This is a genomic window from Simiduia agarivorans SA1 = DSM 21679, assembly GCF_000305785.2.
GTDB classification, from domain to species: Bacteria; Pseudomonadota; Gammaproteobacteria; order Pseudomonadales; family Cellvibrionaceae; genus Simiduia; species Simiduia agarivorans.
Genome location: NC_018868.3, coordinates 4,215,317 through 4,232,552 on the forward strand (window position 1 = coordinate 4,215,317; position 17,236 = coordinate 4,232,552).

The 17,236-nt window shown below is 57.5% G+C and carries 15 protein-coding genes and 1 pseudogene; 12 read left to right on the forward strand and 4 right to left on the reverse strand.

Translation table 11 applies throughout. The annotated features are described in order from the left end of the window. The first annotated feature begins 1 nt into the window (after nucleotide 1). Nucleotides 2-1,186: an acetyl-CoA C-acyltransferase family protein gene (locus M5M_RS18845; protein WP_015049111.1), complete on the forward strand. Its 1,185-nt coding sequence runs from the start codon at nucleotides 2-4 to the stop codon at nucleotides 1,184-1,186. A gap of 248 nt (nucleotides 1,187-1,434) precedes the next feature. Continuing rightward, nucleotides 1,435-2,271: a choice-of-anchor L family PEP-CTERM protein gene (locus tag M5M_RS18850; protein ID WP_024330401.1), complete on the forward strand. Its 837-nt coding sequence runs from the start codon at nucleotides 1,435-1,437 to the stop codon at nucleotides 2,269-2,271. Nucleotides 2,272-2,565: 294 nt separating this feature from the next. On the opposite strand, the gene M5M_RS18855 is transcribed toward M5M_RS18850, so the two are convergent. Then, on the reverse strand, nucleotides 2,566-3,222 hold the full coding sequence (locus tag M5M_RS18855; protein WP_015049113.1) for a CoA transferase subunit B: 657 nt from the start codon (nucleotides 3,220-3,222) through the stop codon (nucleotides 2,566-2,568). 11 nt (nucleotides 3,223-3,233) lie between these two features. After that, nucleotides 3,234-3,934, reverse strand: a pseudogene (locus M5M_RS18860) (CoA transferase subunit A). Nucleotides 3,935-4,109: 175 nt separating this feature from the next. Between M5M_RS18860 and M5M_RS18865 the strand changes: the two are divergent. The 9 genes from M5M_RS18865 to M5M_RS18905 all read left to right on the forward strand — a co-directional run bounded on the left by M5M_RS18865 (nucleotide 4,110) and on the right by M5M_RS18905 (nucleotide 13,297). Next, nucleotides 4,110-5,012: a LysR family transcriptional regulator gene (locus M5M_RS18865; protein ID WP_015049114.1), complete on the forward strand. Its 903-nt coding sequence runs from the start codon at nucleotides 4,110-4,112 to the stop codon at nucleotides 5,010-5,012. A gap of 10 nt (nucleotides 5,013-5,022) precedes the next feature. After that, the gene (locus M5M_RS18870; protein WP_015049115.1) at nucleotides 5,023-6,525 is read left to right on the forward strand and encodes an AMP-binding protein; all 1,503 of its coding nucleotides are present in this window, start codon (nucleotides 5,023-5,025) and stop codon (nucleotides 6,523-6,525) included. Between the two features lie 124 nt (nucleotides 6,526-6,649). Continuing rightward, nucleotides 6,650-8,113: an NAD-dependent succinate-semialdehyde dehydrogenase gene (locus M5M_RS18875; RefSeq protein ID WP_015049116.1), complete on the forward strand. Its 1,464-nt coding sequence runs from the start codon at nucleotides 6,650-6,652 to the stop codon at nucleotides 8,111-8,113. A gap of 194 nt (nucleotides 8,114-8,307) precedes the next feature. After that, a complete protein-coding gene (locus tag M5M_RS18880) occupies nucleotides 8,308-8,697 on the forward strand; it encodes a hypothetical protein (RefSeq protein WP_015049117.1) in 390 nt (129 codons plus the stop codon). Nucleotides 8,698-8,774: 77 nt separating this feature from the next. Beyond that, entirely contained in the window at nucleotides 8,775-9,023 is a 249-nt protein-coding gene (locus M5M_RS18885) for a Rho-binding antiterminator (protein ID WP_015049118.1), read from the forward strand. After that, complete coding sequence (locus M5M_RS18890; protein ID WP_015049119.1) at nucleotides 9,020-9,979, forward strand: XdhC family protein; 960 nt, start codon at nucleotides 9,020-9,022, stop codon at nucleotides 9,977-9,979. Before M5M_RS18885 ends, M5M_RS18890 begins: the two co-directional genes overlap by 4 nt. Continuing rightward, nucleotides 9,976-10,578 (forward strand): nucleotidyltransferase family protein, encoded by a 603-nt coding sequence (locus M5M_RS18895; RefSeq protein ID WP_015049120.1) that lies wholly within the window; start codon nucleotides 9,976-9,978, stop codon nucleotides 10,576-10,578. Before M5M_RS18890 ends, M5M_RS18895 begins: the two co-directional genes overlap by 4 nt. 14 nt (nucleotides 10,579-10,592) lie before the next feature. Continuing rightward, nucleotides 10,593-11,093: a (2Fe-2S)-binding protein gene (locus tag M5M_RS18900; protein ID WP_015049121.1), complete on the forward strand. Its 501-nt coding sequence runs from the start codon at nucleotides 10,593-10,595 to the stop codon at nucleotides 11,091-11,093. Next, a complete protein-coding gene (locus tag M5M_RS18905; RefSeq protein WP_015049122.1) occupies nucleotides 11,093-13,297 on the forward strand; it encodes a xanthine dehydrogenase family protein molybdopterin-binding subunit in 2,205 nt (734 codons plus the stop codon). Before M5M_RS18900 ends, M5M_RS18905 begins: the two co-directional genes overlap by 1 nt. 47 nt (nucleotides 13,298-13,344) lie before the next feature. On the opposite strand, the gene greB is transcribed toward M5M_RS18905, so the two are convergent. Beyond that, nucleotides 13,345-13,851: a transcription elongation factor GreB gene (gene greB / locus M5M_RS18910; protein WP_015049123.1), complete on the reverse strand. Its 507-nt coding sequence runs from the start codon at nucleotides 13,849-13,851 to the stop codon at nucleotides 13,345-13,347. 173 nt (nucleotides 13,852-14,024) lie between these two features. On the opposite strand from greB, the gene M5M_RS18915 reads away from it, so the two are divergent. After that, nucleotides 14,025-15,554, forward strand: a complete 1,530-nt coding sequence (locus M5M_RS18915) for an aldehyde dehydrogenase (NADP(+)) (RefSeq protein ID WP_015049124.1) — start codon at nucleotides 14,025-14,027, stop codon at nucleotides 15,552-15,554. A gap of 13 nt (nucleotides 15,555-15,567) precedes the next feature. Here the strand turns inward: M5M_RS18915 and M5M_RS18920 are convergent, their stop codons facing one another. After that, nucleotides 15,568-17,202 (reverse strand): cation:proton antiporter family protein, encoded by a 1,635-nt coding sequence (locus M5M_RS18920; RefSeq protein ID WP_015049125.1) that lies wholly within the window; start codon nucleotides 17,200-17,202, stop codon nucleotides 15,568-15,570. Between the last annotated feature and the right edge of the window lie 34 nt (nucleotides 17,203-17,236).

Sequence of the window (17,236 nt, forward strand, 5' to 3'; positions counted from 1 at the left end):
CATGAGTCAGCGTGAAGTGGTGGTATTGAGCGGTGTGCGCACTGCGATTGGAACCTTTGGTGGCAGTCTGAAGGATGTGCCGCCAACCGACCTGGCAGGCCTTGTGGTTGCCGAAGCCGTTAAACGTGCCGGCGTAGCACCGGCATCTGTAGGGCATTGCGTGATCGGCAATGTGACCCATTCGGACCGTCGCGACATGTACATGAGCCGGGTCGCCGCGCTCAAGGGTGGCTTGCCCGAAACCACACCCGCGGTCACCGTCAACCGCTTGTGCGGCTCTGGCCTGCAGGCGTTTGTCTCGGCCGCACAATTGATTTTACTGGGCGATGCGGACGTGACCGTTACCGGTGGTGCGGAAAGCATGAGCCGTGTGCCATATTGGCTGCCGCAGGCACGCTTTGGCGCGCGCATGGGCGACGGTGCCATGGTCGATGCCATGACCGGCGCGCTGACCTGTCCGATCAACGATGTGCACATGGGTATCACCGCAGAAAACGTGGCGGAAAAGTGGGGCATTACCCGCGAGCAACAAGATGCATTGGCGGTGGAATCCCATCAGCGCGCGGCCAAAGCCACGGCCGAAGGCCGCTTCAAATCCCAGATCCTGCCCGTTGAAATCAAAACCCGCAAAGGCGTGGTGACCTTTGACCAGGATGAGCATGTGCGCGCAGATGCCAGTCTGGAATCCATGGCCAAGTTGCGCCCAGTGTTCAAAAAAGATGGCACCGTCACCGCGGGCAATGCCTCTGGCCTGAATGATGCCGCTGCCGCCATGGTATTGATGGAGCGCAGTGCGGCCGAAGCGCAAGGGCTCAAGCCGCTGGCGCGGTTGGTTGGCTACAGCTTTGCCGGCGTCGAACCTGAATACATGGGCATTGGTCCGGTGCCTGCCGTCAAGCAGCTGCTGGCCAAGCACCAGCTGAATGTCGCGGATATCGATGTCTGGGAAGTCAACGAAGCTTTTGCAGCCCAGGCGCTGGCGGTGGCAAAAGATCTGGAAATTCCCGCTGACAAACTCAACGCCAACGGCTCAGGTATTTCGCTTGGTCACCCCATCGGCGCAACCGGTGCGGTCATTACGGTCAAAGCATTGTATGAGCTTGAGCGGGTGCAGGGGAAATATGCCGTGGTCACCATGTGTATTGGTGGTGGCCAGGGAATTGCGGCGCTGTTCGAGCGCATGTAAGGCAGAGCCACCAGCGCGTCAGCGCTGGTGGCATTCTTTCGGAAACGTGAGTTGTAAATTGATCACGCATTTCATCCGATAAGCCGTTGTGGCTACTTCCCTATTCTTTCCTAAGCGGTACTTTTTATAATCATTCTTTTGTTGGTTTTTTGTGTCAGCGTTATCGCGTGGCACTCGGATTGCTTTATCCGTAGTGCCCGGCGCTTTTGCCGGGACAGTGTAAAACTTTCCAACAAAAGGTAATTGAAATGAAAAGGACACTAGCAGGATCGCTAATGCTGACCGCAGGGATGCTGATGACCAGCGCCGCGCAGGCACTGGTGGTAACAGACGTTGCCGACGGCCAGACACTCGCAAACAATATTCTCGGTTCGGGTATTTCCATCTCCAATGTGAGCTACCAGGGCAGTGCAACATCGTCGGGAACTTTTACAGGTGGGCTGGCCTCGGGTCTCGGATTTGATACTGGGGTGCTACTTACCACCGGTGCTGCGCAAAACGCCGTGGGCCCCAATAATGAAACCGGAAAGTCCACAAACTTTGGTGGTGCTGGCGACTCAGATCTGACCGCGTTGTCCGGCTACTCCACCAACGACGCTACGGTTTTGTCATTCGATTTTGAATTTGATGGCGGCCTCGGTGGCGACCTGTTCTTCAATATTGTGTTTGCCTCCGAAGAGTACAATGAATTTGTCGGGACGCAATTCAATGACGTTTTCGGTCTGTTTGTCGATGGCAATAACGTGGCGAAATTACCCAATGGCGATCCCTTGTCGATCAATACCGTCAACAACAATGTGAACTCTGACAGCTACATCGACAACGAAACCGGATCTTACGATATCCAGTACGATGGTTTTACCAAATCCATTGGCATTAAAGTGCTGGGCTTGTCGGCCGGTTTGCATAGCATGAAATTTGCCATCGCCGATGGTTCCGATTTCATTCTGGATTCCGGTATTTTCATCCAGGCCAGCTCCTTTTCTGATACACCCGTCGGCGTCCCCGAGCCAGGCCCCTTATTGCTCTTGTCCATCGGCCTGCTGGGCCTGGGCGCTGCACGTCAAAGATTGAACCGTCAGTGATCTGCTGTCATTGACACCCCTTCAGCCCGGTTTTTGCCGGGCTTTTTTTTGCCGGCATGTTCGCCGCTCCCGGGCGTCCTGCCCAATGGTTCTTGTTGATTTCGGCAGTGAGTTTGAGCACGCCGACCGAAGTGTCGGACCATCGAAGTGTCGGACCGTTGCATCCATGGCCGCCGCTCTCGGGCGTCCTGCCCTTCGCGGCATTCGTACTCCTTTACATCATAAAAAAGGCAGCCCGAGGGCTGCCGTAGGCGGAAATCATCATTTGGGCATCTGCCCTGGAGACGATTGGGGTTAAAAACTCATTTCCGGTACCACGTCGGGCACCACCAACTCACCGGCGGTGAGTTTGATAATTTCATCGACGCTCACACCGGGCGCGCGTTCTTTGAGCCAGAATTTGTTGTCGGCAATTTCAATGTAAGCCAGATCCGTCACCACTTTTTTGATACAGCCGGCACCGGTCAGGGGCAGGGTGCATTCGGTCAGCAATTTGGATTCGCCGTGCTTGCTGGCGTGGGTCATGGTGACGATGATGTTGTCTGCGCCGGCCACCAGGTCCATGGCGCCGCCCATGCCTTTCACCAACTTGCCGGGAATCATCCAGCTGGCGATATTGCCCTGTACATCCACTTCAAACGCGCCCAGGACGGTCAGGTCCACATGGCCGCCGCGGATCATGGCGAAGGATTCGGCGCTGTTGAAAATGGACGCCCCCTTAATGGTGGTGACAGTTTGCTTGCCGGCGTTAATCAGATCGGCATCCACCTGATCATCGGTGGGGAAGGGCCCCATGCCGAGCAGGCCGTTTTCAGACTGCAGCATCACTTCCATGCCTTCGGGCACATAGTTTGCAACCAGCGTGGGAATGCCGATACCCAGGTTTACGTAGTAGCCGTCTTTGAGTTCGCGCGCGACGCGTTGGGCGAGTTGTTCACGGGAAAGTGCCATGGTTTTTCTCCTTATGCCTTGCGCACGGTGCGTTGTTCAATGCGTTTTTCGAACTGGCCTTTAATGACCCGGTCCACATAAATGCCGGGCGTGTGAATCTGGGTGGGGTCCAGTTCGCCGGGCTCTACAATTTCTTCTACTTCCACAACGGTGATTTTGCCGGCAGTGGCCGCAAGCGGATTGAAATTCTGTGCGGTGTGGCGATACACCAGATTGCCGTAGCGATCGGCTTTCCAGGCTTTAACGATGGCGAAGTCGCCGGTAATGGATTCTTCCAGAATGTAATTGCGGCCATTGAACTCGCGCACTTCTTTGCCTTCACCCACGGGCGTGCCGTAGCCGGTGGCGGTATAAAAGGCGGGGATGCCGGCGCCACCGGCGCGCATTTTTTCCGCCAGTGTGCCTTGCGGTGTCAGCTCTACTTCCAGCTCGCCGGCGAGCAGTTGTTTTTCAAACAGCGCATTTTCGCCCACATAGGACGACACCATTTTTTGATTTGTTTGTCTTCCAGCAAAATGCCGAGGCCAAAGCCATCCACGCCGCAATTGTTGGACACCACGGTCAGGCCTTTGACGCCGGATTTTTTAATCTGCGCAATCAGGTTTTCCGGAATGCCGCACAAGCCGAAGCCGCCTGCGATGATGGTCATATTATCGGTGAGCCCGGCCATTGCCTGTTCGTAGGACTCAACCACTTTATTAAAGCCGCTCATGCCATGCTCCTGTGGGGTGAGGGTGGTTTTGACACCAGTGTAGACCGGTGAGTCAGTAGATTTTGTTACTGTGAAGGTTTAGTATAGATTTATCCAGTTTAATTGTTTTACTGATTGATAAGTTAATTAAATGAAGTGGTCGGGCTGATATCCGATCAATTCACCAGGCCCGCCCATGCCCCGTAATGTCACCCCAAAACAACTGCGTGCCTTTCTCGCCGTGGCCCGCACCCAGAGCTTTGCCGAAGCCGCAGCCCAGGTACACCTGAGCCAACCAGCGCTCAGCATCGCCATGAAAAATCTGGAGGCCGAGCTGGGTGGGGCGTTGTTTGCCCGCTCCACCCGGGCGGTCAGCCTGACGCCGGAAGGGGCGGAGTTGTTGCCGAAAGTCAGCCAGTTGCTGGCCGATTGGGATTCGGTACTGTCGGATGCCCACCAGCAATTCGCTATGCAGCGGGGCCGGCTTACCATTGCCGCGATGCCGTCCTTTGCCAATACTGCTTTGCCGGCGCTGTTGGCTAAATTCCGTGAGCAGTACCCGAGTGTGACCATCCGGGTGCAGGAAGTGATTGCCGAACAGTTGGTAGAACAGGTGAAAGGCGGGCGTATCGAGTTGGGTATTTCTTTCGATCCGGGCAATCAGCCCGATCTGGCGTTTACCCCTTTGTTCACCGATCATTTCGTCGCGGTATTGCCGGCCGATCATGCGTTGGCCGGGCGCAAACGCCTGCCCTGGTCGGCGCTGTGTGAAGCGCCGTTTATTGCGTTGCAACGGCCCTCCAGTCTGCGTGGATTAATCGATCGCCATTTGCAGGAGCAGGGGCTCACGCTGAATGTGGAACTGGAATCCAACCAGCTCGCCACTATCGGTCGCATGGTGGCCACCGGGCTCGGCATCAGTGCGGTGCCGCAGCTGTGTGAGCAATCCATGCTGGAGTTGGGGCTCAGTTGCGTGCCCCTATATAAACCTAATATTGAACGGCAGGTGGGCATTATTACCCATGCCCGCAGGCCACGTTCCCAGGCTGCCAGCGCCATGATGGCGCTGCTCGCCCATCACTACACACCAATCAGGTGATTCTGACCTTATGAGTGCCAATATTTTTTCTACCTTTGAATCTGTGTTGCTCGACGATCCGGGCCGATCGGTCGCACTGTTGGATGACGGACGCGATATCAGCCGCCAGCAACTGCTCGACTGGTCGGCGCAGATTGCCCAACTGTTTCATCTGAGCGGCCTGGAGCCAGGCGACCGGGTCACGGTGCAGATTGATAAGAGCATTGAGGGCGTGGCGCTCTATCTCGCCTGCTTGCGTGCGGGGCTGGTTTACCACCCGCTGAATACCGCCTACCAGCCGGCGGAGCTGCGCTATTTTATTGATAATGCCGAACCTGCGGCGGTGGTGTTTTCCGGGCCCTACGAGGAAAACCTGCAGTCTATTGCGGAGGATGCCGGCATCAGTCTGTGTTGGCGTCTGGACGGCGATGGCAGCGGCAGTCTGATGCAGCAGGCGGGTAAACAATCGCTCGATTTCGATACCGTGGCGCGCGCGCCCGACGATCTGGCCGCGTTGCTGTATTCCTCCGGCACCACCGGCCGGCCCAAGGGCATCATGCTGAGCCATGGCAATATGGCGGCCAGCGCCCATGCTTTGCACAAGGCCTGGGCCTTCAGCCGCGATGATGTCTTGTTGCACATGTTGCCGGTATTTCACGTGCACGGTTTGTTTGTGGCCATCCATTGCGTACTGATGAGCGGCGCGCGGATGATTTTCCTGCCGAAATTCACACCCGAACTGGCGTTGAACTATTTGCCGCAATCCACGGTCATGATGGGCGTGCCCACCTATTATTCCCGCCTGCTGGATTCGGCCTTCAATCAATCCCATTGCGCCAACATGCGACTGTTTATTTCGGGTTCTGCGCCTCTGTTAATGGAGACTTTCCAGGCCTTCGAGCAGCGCACTGGCATGCGCATTCTGGAACGTTATGGCATGACCGAAACCAACATGAACAGCTCCAATCCGCTCAACGACGAACGTCGCGCCGGGACCGTGGGGCCGGCACTGCCCGGCACGGAAATCCGGGTGGTGGATGCAAAGGGCGTGGCCGTTGCCGCCGGTGAGGTGGGCGCGATTCAGGTGCGGGGTGCCAATGTGTTTTCCGGTTACTGGCGCCTGCCGGCCAAAACTGCAGAGGACTTTACCGCTGACGGGTTTTTCAATACCGGGGATCAGGGCACACTGTCTGCCGATGGCTATCTCAGCATTGTGGGGCGCGCCAAGGATATGGTGATCAGCGGCGGACTCAACGTCTACCCGAAAGAAATTGAATTGCTGATCGATGAGCAGCCGGGTGTGGTGGAAAGCGCGGTGATCGGTGTGCCTCATCCGGATTTTGGCGAAGCCGTGGTGGCGGTGATAGTGGGTGAGGCGGATATGGATCAGCTGCAGGCATTGCTCAAGCGGGAACTGGCCAATTTCAAACAACCGAAGAAGCTGATTGCCGTGGATAGTCTGCCGCGCAACACCATGGGCAAGGTCCAGAAAGCCGCACTCCGGCAGCGTTATGCCGATCTGTTCAAGCGCTGACGTAATCGGCGCATGGGTTGAGCGGGCTTAATCTATACTTCACCAATTATTGATTTTTCAGGGCTTGTGGCGCCGTCATAGTGGGCGCCATTGCCAGAGACAGATCCGGACACAGGGGAATTTCATGCTTACGTTAAAAAATCCAGCCTTGCTGCGCAGCCAATCCTATATCGATGGCCAGTGGATCGACGCCGATTCGGGTGAAACCGTGCCGGTCACCAACCCGTCTACCGGCGCTGTGATTACCAGCATTGCCAGCTGCGGCGCCGACGAAACCCGCCGCGCCATTGCCGCCGCCGACAAGGCCATGCCGGCCTGGCGGGCGAAATCCGCCAAAGAGCGCGCCAACATCCTGCGCAACTGGTACAACTTGGTGATGGCCAACCTGGATGATCTGTCGCTGATTCTTACCGCCGAACAGGGCAAGCCATTGGCCGAAGCCCGCGGTGAAATTATTTATGGCGCCAATTATCTCGAATGGTTTGCCGAAGAGGCGAAGCGCGTGTACGGCGACATTATACCCGCGCCCGCCGGTGATAAGCGCATCGTGGTGGTGAAGCAGCCCGTGGGCGTAGTGGCCTCCATCACGCCCTGGAACTTCCCCAACGCGATGATTACCCGCAAGGTGGCACCGGCACTGGCTGCAGGCTGTACCTTTGTGGGTAAGCCGGCCACCGAAACGCCGTTGTCTGCATTGGCGCTGGCGGTATTGGCCGAAGAGGCCGGCGTGCCGGCCGGTGTGTTCAACATGGTGTGTGGTAAAAGCTCGCGCGCCATCGGCGGCGAAATGACCAGTAACCCCATCGTGCGCAAACTGACGTTCACCGGTTCCACGCCCGTGGGCAAGGTGTTGATGGAGCAGTGCGCGGCCACCGTGAAAAAAACCTCCATGGAACTGGGCGGCAATGCACCGTTCATCGTGTTTGATGATGCGGATATTGATTCAGCCGTAGCCGGTGCTGTAGCCAGTAAATACCGCAACGCCGGCCAGACCTGTGTGTGCTCCAACCGCCTGTTGGTGCAGGAAGGTATTTATGATGCATTCGTGGCGAAACTGGCCGCAGCGGTGAAGCAATTGCCGCTGGGCGATGGCCAGGCACCGGACACCAAGGTGGGCCCGATGATTAACCAGAAGGCGGCCAATGACGTGGATGCCATGGTTAAAGATGCCGTTGAGAAAGGCGCGCAGGTGGCGCTGGGCGGCAAGTTCTCCAGCCTGGGTGCCTGCTTCTATGAACCCACCATCCTCACTCAGGTGAGTGATGACATGCGCGTGTTCCGCGAAGAAATTTTTGGCCCGGTCGCACCCGTGTTTAAATTCAAAGATGAAGCCGAAGCGATCGCCATGGCGAACGATACGGAGTTTGGTCTGGCGGCCTACTTTTACACCCGCGACATTGGCCGCGTATGGCGCGTGGGTGAAGCGTTGGAGTATGGCATCGTGGGGATTAATGAAGGCATCATTTCCAACGAGATGGCACCCTTTGGCGGCGTGAAGGAATCCGGCAGCGGCCGAGAAGGGTCCAAATACGGTATGGACGACTATCTGGAAATCAAATACATGTGCATGGGTGGTGTGGATAAATAACGCCTTTTGGCCGCTAAACCCCGCGACGGCAGGCCTTGCGCCTGCCGTTTTCGTTTCTGATGTTTTACTTCTATAAGTTGGCGCTATAAGAGAAAACCTGCATGTTTCGAATTGGTCTTTCGTGTCATAGGGCCGGCGGACTTCTCGCTTTATAATTCCTGCCTCTCAAGGACATAAAAATAATGGAGAAGAGGATGGACAGGTCTTATCTGCTCACCGGATTGGGGTACGCGATAGTCGGCTTGCTGCTGGGCATTCACATGGCCGCCAGCAAGAATCATGGGCAATTGGTAACTCATGCACATATCATGCTGGTGGGTTTTCTGCTGAGTTTTGTGTACGCGCTGTGTTACAAGCTGTGGCTGGGCTCCACAGGGCATTGGCTTGAAAAAGCCCAGTTCTATTTGTATCAACTGGCCACACCGGTGTTGTTGGTCAGCCTGTTTCTGCTTTATGGCCAGTTTGTCGCCATGGAGGTGCTGGACCCGATACTGGCCATTGCGTCTATCGCGGTATTGCTGTCGCTGGTCTGTCTGAAAGTTTTGGTCATCATGCGGGTTAAAAAATCACCAGCGGCAAGCTGAGATAATTGTGCGACGAGCCCACTGGGTACCGTCGCGAATTCATTCACAATAGGCGTCATCTCAACAGGGGGTGCCCTTTGATCGCGTGCGATAGTCATGATTATTTCGAAGCTGTCTGTGTGCGACGCTACCCGGTGACGCTGCATTTACGTGTTGGTGAAACGATTGAAGGCATCGCCATTGATCTGAAAACTGACCACGGCGTAGAGAGTATCTGTATCCGGGGTTCCACCGGCGAGTCCCGGTGGGTGGAGCTTACTCAGATTCGGCGGCTTCAGGCGCCTGCACTGAGCGGCGCAAATGCAATTGATATTTCCCTGCCATGAATAATCATCCCCACACCATGTTGGCCGAGTGGTACCCGCAGCGCGATTCACTGGCCTGGGTATTGGGCTCGGTGGTGGCCACGCGCGGCTCCAGTTACCGCAAAGTGGGTGCCATGATGCTGTTCAATGAGCTGGGTGGCATGTGCGGCCTGTTGAGTGGCGGCTGTGTGGAAAAATCCCTGTTCCGGCAGGTCAAACAAGTATTAAGTACCGGTCAGTCCCTGGCGACCCAGTTTGATGCCAGTGCCGAAGCCCAGATTGCCTGGCAAATGGGCTTGGGTTGCGGCGGCATCATTGATGTCCAACTCCAACTTGTGTGCAGTGCCAACGGCTATCAACAATTGGATCAGCTGTATCAATGGTTGCAGCGCCGGCGCGCGTGTTGGTACGGTATCCATCGCCGTGGGGGTGGCAATGTGTGTGGCGAGGCAGGCGCCGCGGGTGATGGGTACCTGTGGACGCCAATCAGGCCGCGTACCCATCTGGTGATATTCGGCGGCGGTGTTGATGCGGTGCCGCTGGTGCGTCTGGCCTGCGATATGGATTGGCAGGTGAGCGTGGTGGATGCACGCGCGAACCAGGCAGTTGATCCGGTTTTTTCCAGCCATTGTCAGCTGCTCCGGCTCCCGGCAGCCGACCCGCAGGTCGCCCGCCTGCTCAGCGGCGCGGATGCTGCGGTAGTCATGACCCACAATGTGTCGCTCGATGCGCAGGCGTTGAAAACGGCTTGTGCCGCACCGGTGGACTACATTGGATTGCTCGGGCCCGAACACCGCAAACAACGCGTGCTGGCGCAGGCCGGATTGAAACCGGACCAGCGCCTGTACGGCCCCATGGGACTGATGATCGGGGGTGACTTACCCGAGTCCATTGCCTTGTCCACGCTCGCACAATGCCATCAGGTGCTGGCGGCCGCAGGCGCGCGCCAGACCCTGCCCAGAGCGCAACGCGCATGACACTCTACGGCATTTTATTGGCGGCAGGCGAAGGCAGCCGGTTCGGGGCGACGCCCAAGTTGTTGGCACATTGCGGTGAGCGGCAGTTGTTGCGACACAGTCTGGACCGGCTGGAGGCGCTATTGCCAGATCGCGTCTCTGTGGTGCTGGGCGCGCGGGCAGATGCACTCTTGCCAGCCATTGGCGCCACGCCGCACACCGTTAACAGGCACTGGCATCACGGATTGAGCGCATCCATTCAATCCGGCCTCAGTGTCGTGCCTGCCGATGCGACGGCAGTATTGATCGCGTTGGGCGACCAGCCGGCGATTACCTACAGTGACTTTGAACGACTGGTGGACACCCACCGGCGCACCGGCCTGGCAGTGTGCGCAAGTTTTGCAGACACGTTAAGTGTGCCGGCCATTATTCCCAAACGGTTTTTTTCTGATCTGCAGGCGCTGCGAGGTGACGTGGGTGCCAGGGGGTTATTGCAACAATGGCAGTCCCGCGGTGAGTTAGTGGCCATGCCCATGCCGGCGGCGGCGCTCGACGTGGATACCCCGGCAGATCTGAACCACATCAACACACTGATACACCAATATGCCGACGTCAGTTAAATCAGGAGGACCGCGTGAGTAACATCACTGTCAACGGAAAAACCTACAGCACCGGGCAACAGGACCCGGCCATGCCACTGTTGTGGTTCCTGCGGGATATTCTGCACATGACCGGAACCAAGTTCGGTTGCGGCATGGGTCTGTGCGGTGCCTGTACCGTACACCTGAATGGCGACGCGGTGCGCGCCTGCCTGTTGCCGTTAAGCGCAGCGGCCGGTGGCAAAATTACCACGATTGAAGGTCTGTCTGCCGCTGGTGATCATCCATTGCAGCAAGCCTGGGCCGAACACAAAGTGCCCCAGTGCGGCTACTGCCAGGCTGGCCAGATTATGAATGCGGCGGCGCTCTTGTCGCGCAATGCATCACCCACCGATGCGGAAATTGATGCCGCCATGGCCGGTAATATCTGCCGCTGCGGAACCTATCCTCGCATTAAGGCGGCAATCACTTCGGCGGCAAAAAAATCCACCGCGGGCGTGCAGATGTTTGACCCGGCCGAACAGGGAGCAGTGTGATGGCGAAATTTATCAATCTGGACCGCCGCGATTTTCTGAAACTTTCCGGTGTGGCGGCTACCGGCCTGGTATTGCAGGCCAGCATCACGCAGGACGCTTTGGCGCAGACGATACCTGGCTCCGGAAAACTGGCCTTCAACGTGTGGGTAACCATTGGCACTGACGGCCGGGTGGGTATCATTGCCCATCGCTCGGAAATGGGGCAGGGCATTCGCACCGGCTTACCCCAGGTGGTGGCCGATGAGCTGGATGCCGACTGGCGCCAAGTGGATATCATTCAGGCCATCGGCGATGAAAAATACATCAATCAGGACACCGATGGTTCGCGCAGTGTGCGCACCTTTTACCAGACCATGCGTGAAATGGGTGCCAGCGCGCGCCATATGTTGATTGCGGCGGCGGCAAAGCAGTGGGGTGTGCCGGCAGCAGAGTGTGGCACGGAATTGCATAAGGTGGTGCACTCGCCGTCGGGACGCAGCGCGGGTTTTGGCGAGTTGGCTGTCGCGGCGGCCGCCATGCCAACGCCCGATGTGAAAAATCTTCAATTCAAATCCAAAGATCAATTCCGCTACATCGGCAAGCCGGTGCCGATTGTGGATATGGAAGTGATCGTCACCGGCAAGAGCCAGTTCGGTATCGATGTGATCCGGCCCGACATGGTCTACGCCAGTATTGAGCGAGCGCCGGTGTTGGGCAGTGACGTGGTTAAGGTAAACGACAGTGCGGCGCGCGCTGTGGCTGGCGTGTTGGCCGTAGAGGTGATCGGTTCCGCGGCATTGCCGCCGTCCTTTAACGTGAAGCCTGGCGTTGCAGTGATTGCCACCAATACCTGGGCTGCACGTGAAGCGCGCAAAAAATTAAACATCGAATGGTCCGATTCGCCGCATGCGGCGTTTGATTCGCATGCGTTTGTCGCCGAAACCCTGAAAGGTCAGTGGGGCGAACGTAAATCATTGGTCACTGTGGGCGAGCCGGAAACGCTGTTGGCCGCGTCAGATGCACGCCACACGGCCCGCTATTCGGTGCCTCACCTGGAACATGCCACGATGGAGCCGCCAGCCGCTGTGGCCGAAATCGCCGATGGCCACTGCACTGTGTGGGCTCCGGTGCAAAGTCCGGTGCGCACCCGCGATGTGGTGGCCGGTGCGATCGGGTTTGATAAAAGCAAGGTGACCGTCAATGTGACCCTGTTGGGCGGTGGGTTCGGGCGCAAATCCAAACCGGATTTTGCTGCCGAGGCGGCGCTGCTCGCGAAAAAAACCGGCCGGCCGGTAAAACTGACCTGGAGCCGCGAAGATGCCATTCAGCACGGTTACTATCATGCGCTGTCGGTGCAGGAATACACCGCCGCTGTGGATAAAAAAGGCTGGCCCGAAGCGCTCAAAGTCACCGTGGCGTCGCCGTCGATTATGTCAACGTTTGCTCCCGATCCGGGCTATATGGCCGACTGGGAAGTGGGGCAGGGACTCACCAATTTGCCGTGGCAGCTCAAAGGCTACCAATTGGATAACGCCAAGGCCGCAGCGCACACCCGCATCGGTTGGCTGCGGTCTGTTTATCACATCAACCATGCCTTCAGCGCCAACAGTTTTGCCGATGAACTGGCGCGGCTGGCCGACGTCGACCCCTTGGTGTACCAGCGCAAATTAATCGGCCCGGACCGCATCATCGGCAAGGCGGACGCGGAACATCCGTTCAGCACAGCGCGTCTGAAATCGGCACTCAATCGCGTGGCCAAATCCTGCGGCTGGCCCCAGAAAACGGCTACCAACGAAGGCTGGGGGTTGGCTGTGCACGGCAGTTTCCACAGTTATGTGGCGGTGGCCGCCAAGGTGGCGCTGGAGGGCAAGTCACTGCGCGTGACAGAGGTGCATATCGCCGCCGATTGCGGGCAACTGGTGAATCCCGACCGGGTCCACAGCCAGATGGAAGGCGCGGTTATTTTTGCATTGTCGCACGGGCTTTACGGTGACATCCGATTCGAACAGGGCCGGGTGGTGAACAGTAATTTCCACGACTACCCGTTGCTGCGCATGGATAAAAGTCCGCGCATTGTGGTGACGCTGATCGAGTCCGATGAGCGACCTACTGGCGTGGGCGAGCCGGGGGTGCCGCCGGTGATTCCCGCGGTGACCAACGCCATTGTGGATGCGGGTGGCCCGCGCATCCGGCAATTGCCAATTAACCGGCATCTGACGTGCTGACAGAGTACCGGCAGGCAAACCCGCAGTGCTGCCGGTTTGCTTGCCGGTTACTCGTAGGCGATGTATTCCACCGATGTGATAAAGCACAATTTGCGCGCATCGCCGGCGGGCACCCACACCTCATCGTCCAGCCGCTTGCCAAGCAGGGCTTTTGCTAAGGGCGAATCCATGCTGATTTTCGCCTGCTTCAGATCAAATTCGTCGGGCCCCACAATCTGGTAGCGGGCTTCGTTGCCGTCCTCATCCTCCAGCGTCACCCAGGCGCCAAAAAATACTTTTTCCCGGTCGTCCGGCAACCGGTCTACCACGGTCAGCTCATCCAAGCGTTTGCCGAGGTAGCGCACGCGCCGGTCTATTTCGCGCAAGCGTTTTTTACCGTAGATGTAGTCGCCATTTTCCGAGCGATCACCATTTTTGGCCGCGGCACTGACGGCTGCAGTTACTTCCGGCCGTTCGATTTTCCACAACTGGGTGAGCTCCTGCTGCAGTGCCCGCGCACCCGCCGGGGTGATGTAAGCGGAAGAGCGGGGAGAGGGGGGACGCCAGCGGCCCATGGGTTGTTCCTTGTGTGAGTCTCGGCGCTATTTTGCCACGGTGGCAAGGTATTAGGGCAGTCATGAATAACTGGTATGGTTTACATACCAATCTCATCTGGTATTATCGCCATACCAGTTGCAGGGGTCGAGATCCGGTCCCATGCCTTCCTTATCCCGAAACCGAGGTTTACATGAACATCACCGGCCAGTTGCTGATTGGCGCCACCGAAGAACCTGGCACCCAAAACCCGATTTTTGCCGTTAATCCGGCGACCGGCACGCGTTTGGAACCCGCCTTTTTGGGCGGTGACGAGGCCCAGGTGGAGAAAGCCTGTGCGTTGGCCGAGGCCGCTTTTGGCCCCTATCGCAATTTGCCAGCAGAAGCGCGGGCGCGCTTTCTGGAAACCTGTGCAGACAATGTTCTCGATTTGGGCGATGCGTTGGTTGAGCGCGCCATGGCTGAAACCGGTTTGCCCCGGGCGCGCATTGAGGGCGAGCGCTGGCGCACCGTTGGCCAGCTGCGGCTGTTCGCCCAGGTGGTGCGCGATGGGGACTATCAGGATGCTCGCATCGACCCGGCACTGCCGGATCGCGAACCTTTGCCGCGCCTGGATCACCGGTATCGGAAATTGGCACTGGGCCCGGTGGCGGTGTTTGGCGCCAGTAACTTCCCGCTCGCGTTTTCTGTTGCCGGCGGTGATACCGCCTCTGCCCTGGCGGCCGGTTGCCCGGTGATTGTGAAGGCCCACTCCTCACACCCGGGTACCGCCGAGCTTGTCGGTCGCGCGATTCAGGCGGCGGTGGCGAGCTGTGGTTTGCCTGAAGGGGTGTTTTCATTGCTGTTCGGTTCTGGGCGGCAGGTGGGCGCCTCATTAGTGGCGCACCCTGTCATCAAAGCGGTGGGCTTTACCGGCTCACAAGCGGGCGGTACCGCTCTCATGGCTATCGCCGCCAAGCGGCGCGAGCCAATTCCGGTGTATGCCGAAATGAGTTCAATTAATCCGGTGTTCTTGCTGCCCGAAGCCTTGGTCGAGCGTGCTGAAGCCATTGGTGAAGCGCATGTGGCGTCTATGCTCATGGGCGCGGGCCAGTTCTGTACCAGTCCCGGTTTGGTGATAGCCGTAAAAGGTGAGGGTCTGGACCGATATCTGGCAAGCGCTGCAGCGACACTGGAACAGGCGCCAAGCCAGACGATGTTGTCGCCCGGGATTCATGCCGCCTATCTGGATGGCGTGCAGCGTGTGTCAAGTGCAAAAGGTGTACAACCCGTTGCCCGTAGCCAGAGCGCCGAGGGCAGTTGCCAATGCCAGGGTGGGCTCTACAAAGTGGCGGCCAATGATTTCATCGGCAATGAACAGTTAGTGGAGGAGGTGTTCGGCTCGCTTTCTCTGGTGGTGGAGTGTGAAAATGCCGATCAGATGTTCGACGTTCTGGCACAGTTGGAAGGCCAGTTAACCGGCGCCATTCACGCAGCAGAAGGCGAAAACCCGGCATTGGTATCGCGTTTGATTGCTGCCCTCGAATTGAAGGTTGGCCGCATTATCTGGAATGGTTTTGGTACCGGTGTGGAAGTGTGTCATGCCATGGTGCACGGTGGCCCCTTCCCGGCCACCTCAGACAGCCGCACCACGTCTGTCGGCTCTGCCGCTATCGAGCGTTTCCTGCGACCGGTGTGTTACCAGAATATGCCGACGCAGTTTCTGCCATCGGCGCTGCGCTAAAAGCATGCTTTTATCAGCCTTTTGCCAAATCCGGCTTCTGGCCAATCAATTCTTCGCCGGCGGGTTTTTCCGGCAGGATATCCAGCAGATTTGAGAGCGTATGCTCGGCAAAACCGGCACCGGCTTCGGCGTAGTAGTTGAATACCACATCGGCCCCGGCCTGTTTCATGGCAATGCGTTCGTCTTCGTACTTGGCCACGGCGGCAACCTTGCCTTTGTAGCCGGAGTTGCGCAGCTGCTCTACTGCATCAATCATTTCTGATAGCGACGGCATGGTAAACATCACCAGTTTAAAGTCATGCACCGCCATGCCTTCCCAGAAGTCGGCATCCTCCGCGTCGCCGTAGATCACGCGTCGGCCGGCTTGCTGGTGTTGTGCCATTTTTTTCTTGTCGGTATCCACGCCACAGGCGCGCAGGTTGTATTGGGTCACCACTGTGTCATAGGCGCCGGAGCCCACGCGACCCATGCCGATAATCAGCACATCCACGTTACGGGTGAGGCACTGCGGGTCGTCATCGGTGGCGAGATCGGTTTCAAATTTCTTCAGGTTTTCCTTAAAGCGCGCGTAGAGTTGATGCGAGCGACCGTTGATGAGCGTGGAAAGGAAGAAAGAAATCGACACCGCAATGGCCAATGTGGCCATCCAGGCGTCCGACAGCCAACCTTGTTTGAGTGCCAGCGCGGCCACAATCAGGCCAAATTCACTGTATTGGGTCAGCGACAGGCCGGCCAGCATGGCGGTACGGGCGCGCATTTTGTAGCGCGACAGAATAAAGAAAAATGCCGCGCCTTTGAGTGGTAACAGCAGGCACAGCAGCAGGGCCATGCCGAGCATTTCGAGTGAGGGCTTTGCCGACAGACCAATCGAGAGGAAAAAACCGATCAGGAAAATATCCTTGAAGCTCATCATGGACTTGGACAACTCGCCGGCTTTTTTATCGCCGGCCAGCAACATGCCAAACACCAGCGCGCCCAGGTCGGCTTTCATGCCCACCAACTCAAACAGCGTGCTGCCGGACGCCGTCAGAATAATGCCGGCCAGGATCAGAATTTCATCGTGGCCCGAGGCTTTCAGCAATTTGCCCAGAAGCGGACGCGTAAAATACAGCAATGGCAGAAGCAGCGCCCACAGGGTCGGGATTTTGCCGGTTGAGACGGTGAGAAAAACCACGGCCACGATGTCCTGGATAATCAGAATACCCACGGCCAACTGCCCGTGTCGCACGCGGAATTCCCCGCGCTCTTCCAGCATCGCCACCGCGCACACGGTTGAGCTGAAACTGAGCGCAAAAGCCACCAGGGCTGCTTGCTCCCAACTGAGATCGGTGACAAGGGGTAATCCGAGAATGCCGAGAAACAGCACAAAACCAAAGGTGATCAATCCGAAACCCAGCGTGTGTTCGATGGTGGACCGATAAATTTCCGGTTTGAGCAAGCTTTTGATGTCGAGCTTCAGACCGATAATGAACAGCATTAATGCAATGCCGGTGTTGGAAATGAATTCGATAATGTCGTTGGTTTCAAATCCGCCCATGCCGAGCGCGAAGCCTGCCACCAGATAGCCGACCAGCGGGGGTTGGCCGATCTGACGGGCGATAAAACCGCAGGCAAAGGCAACAACGATGATTAAGCTATCTAAAGGCAAGGCTCGGCTCCCGGCGGATAAAAAGTGGGGGATG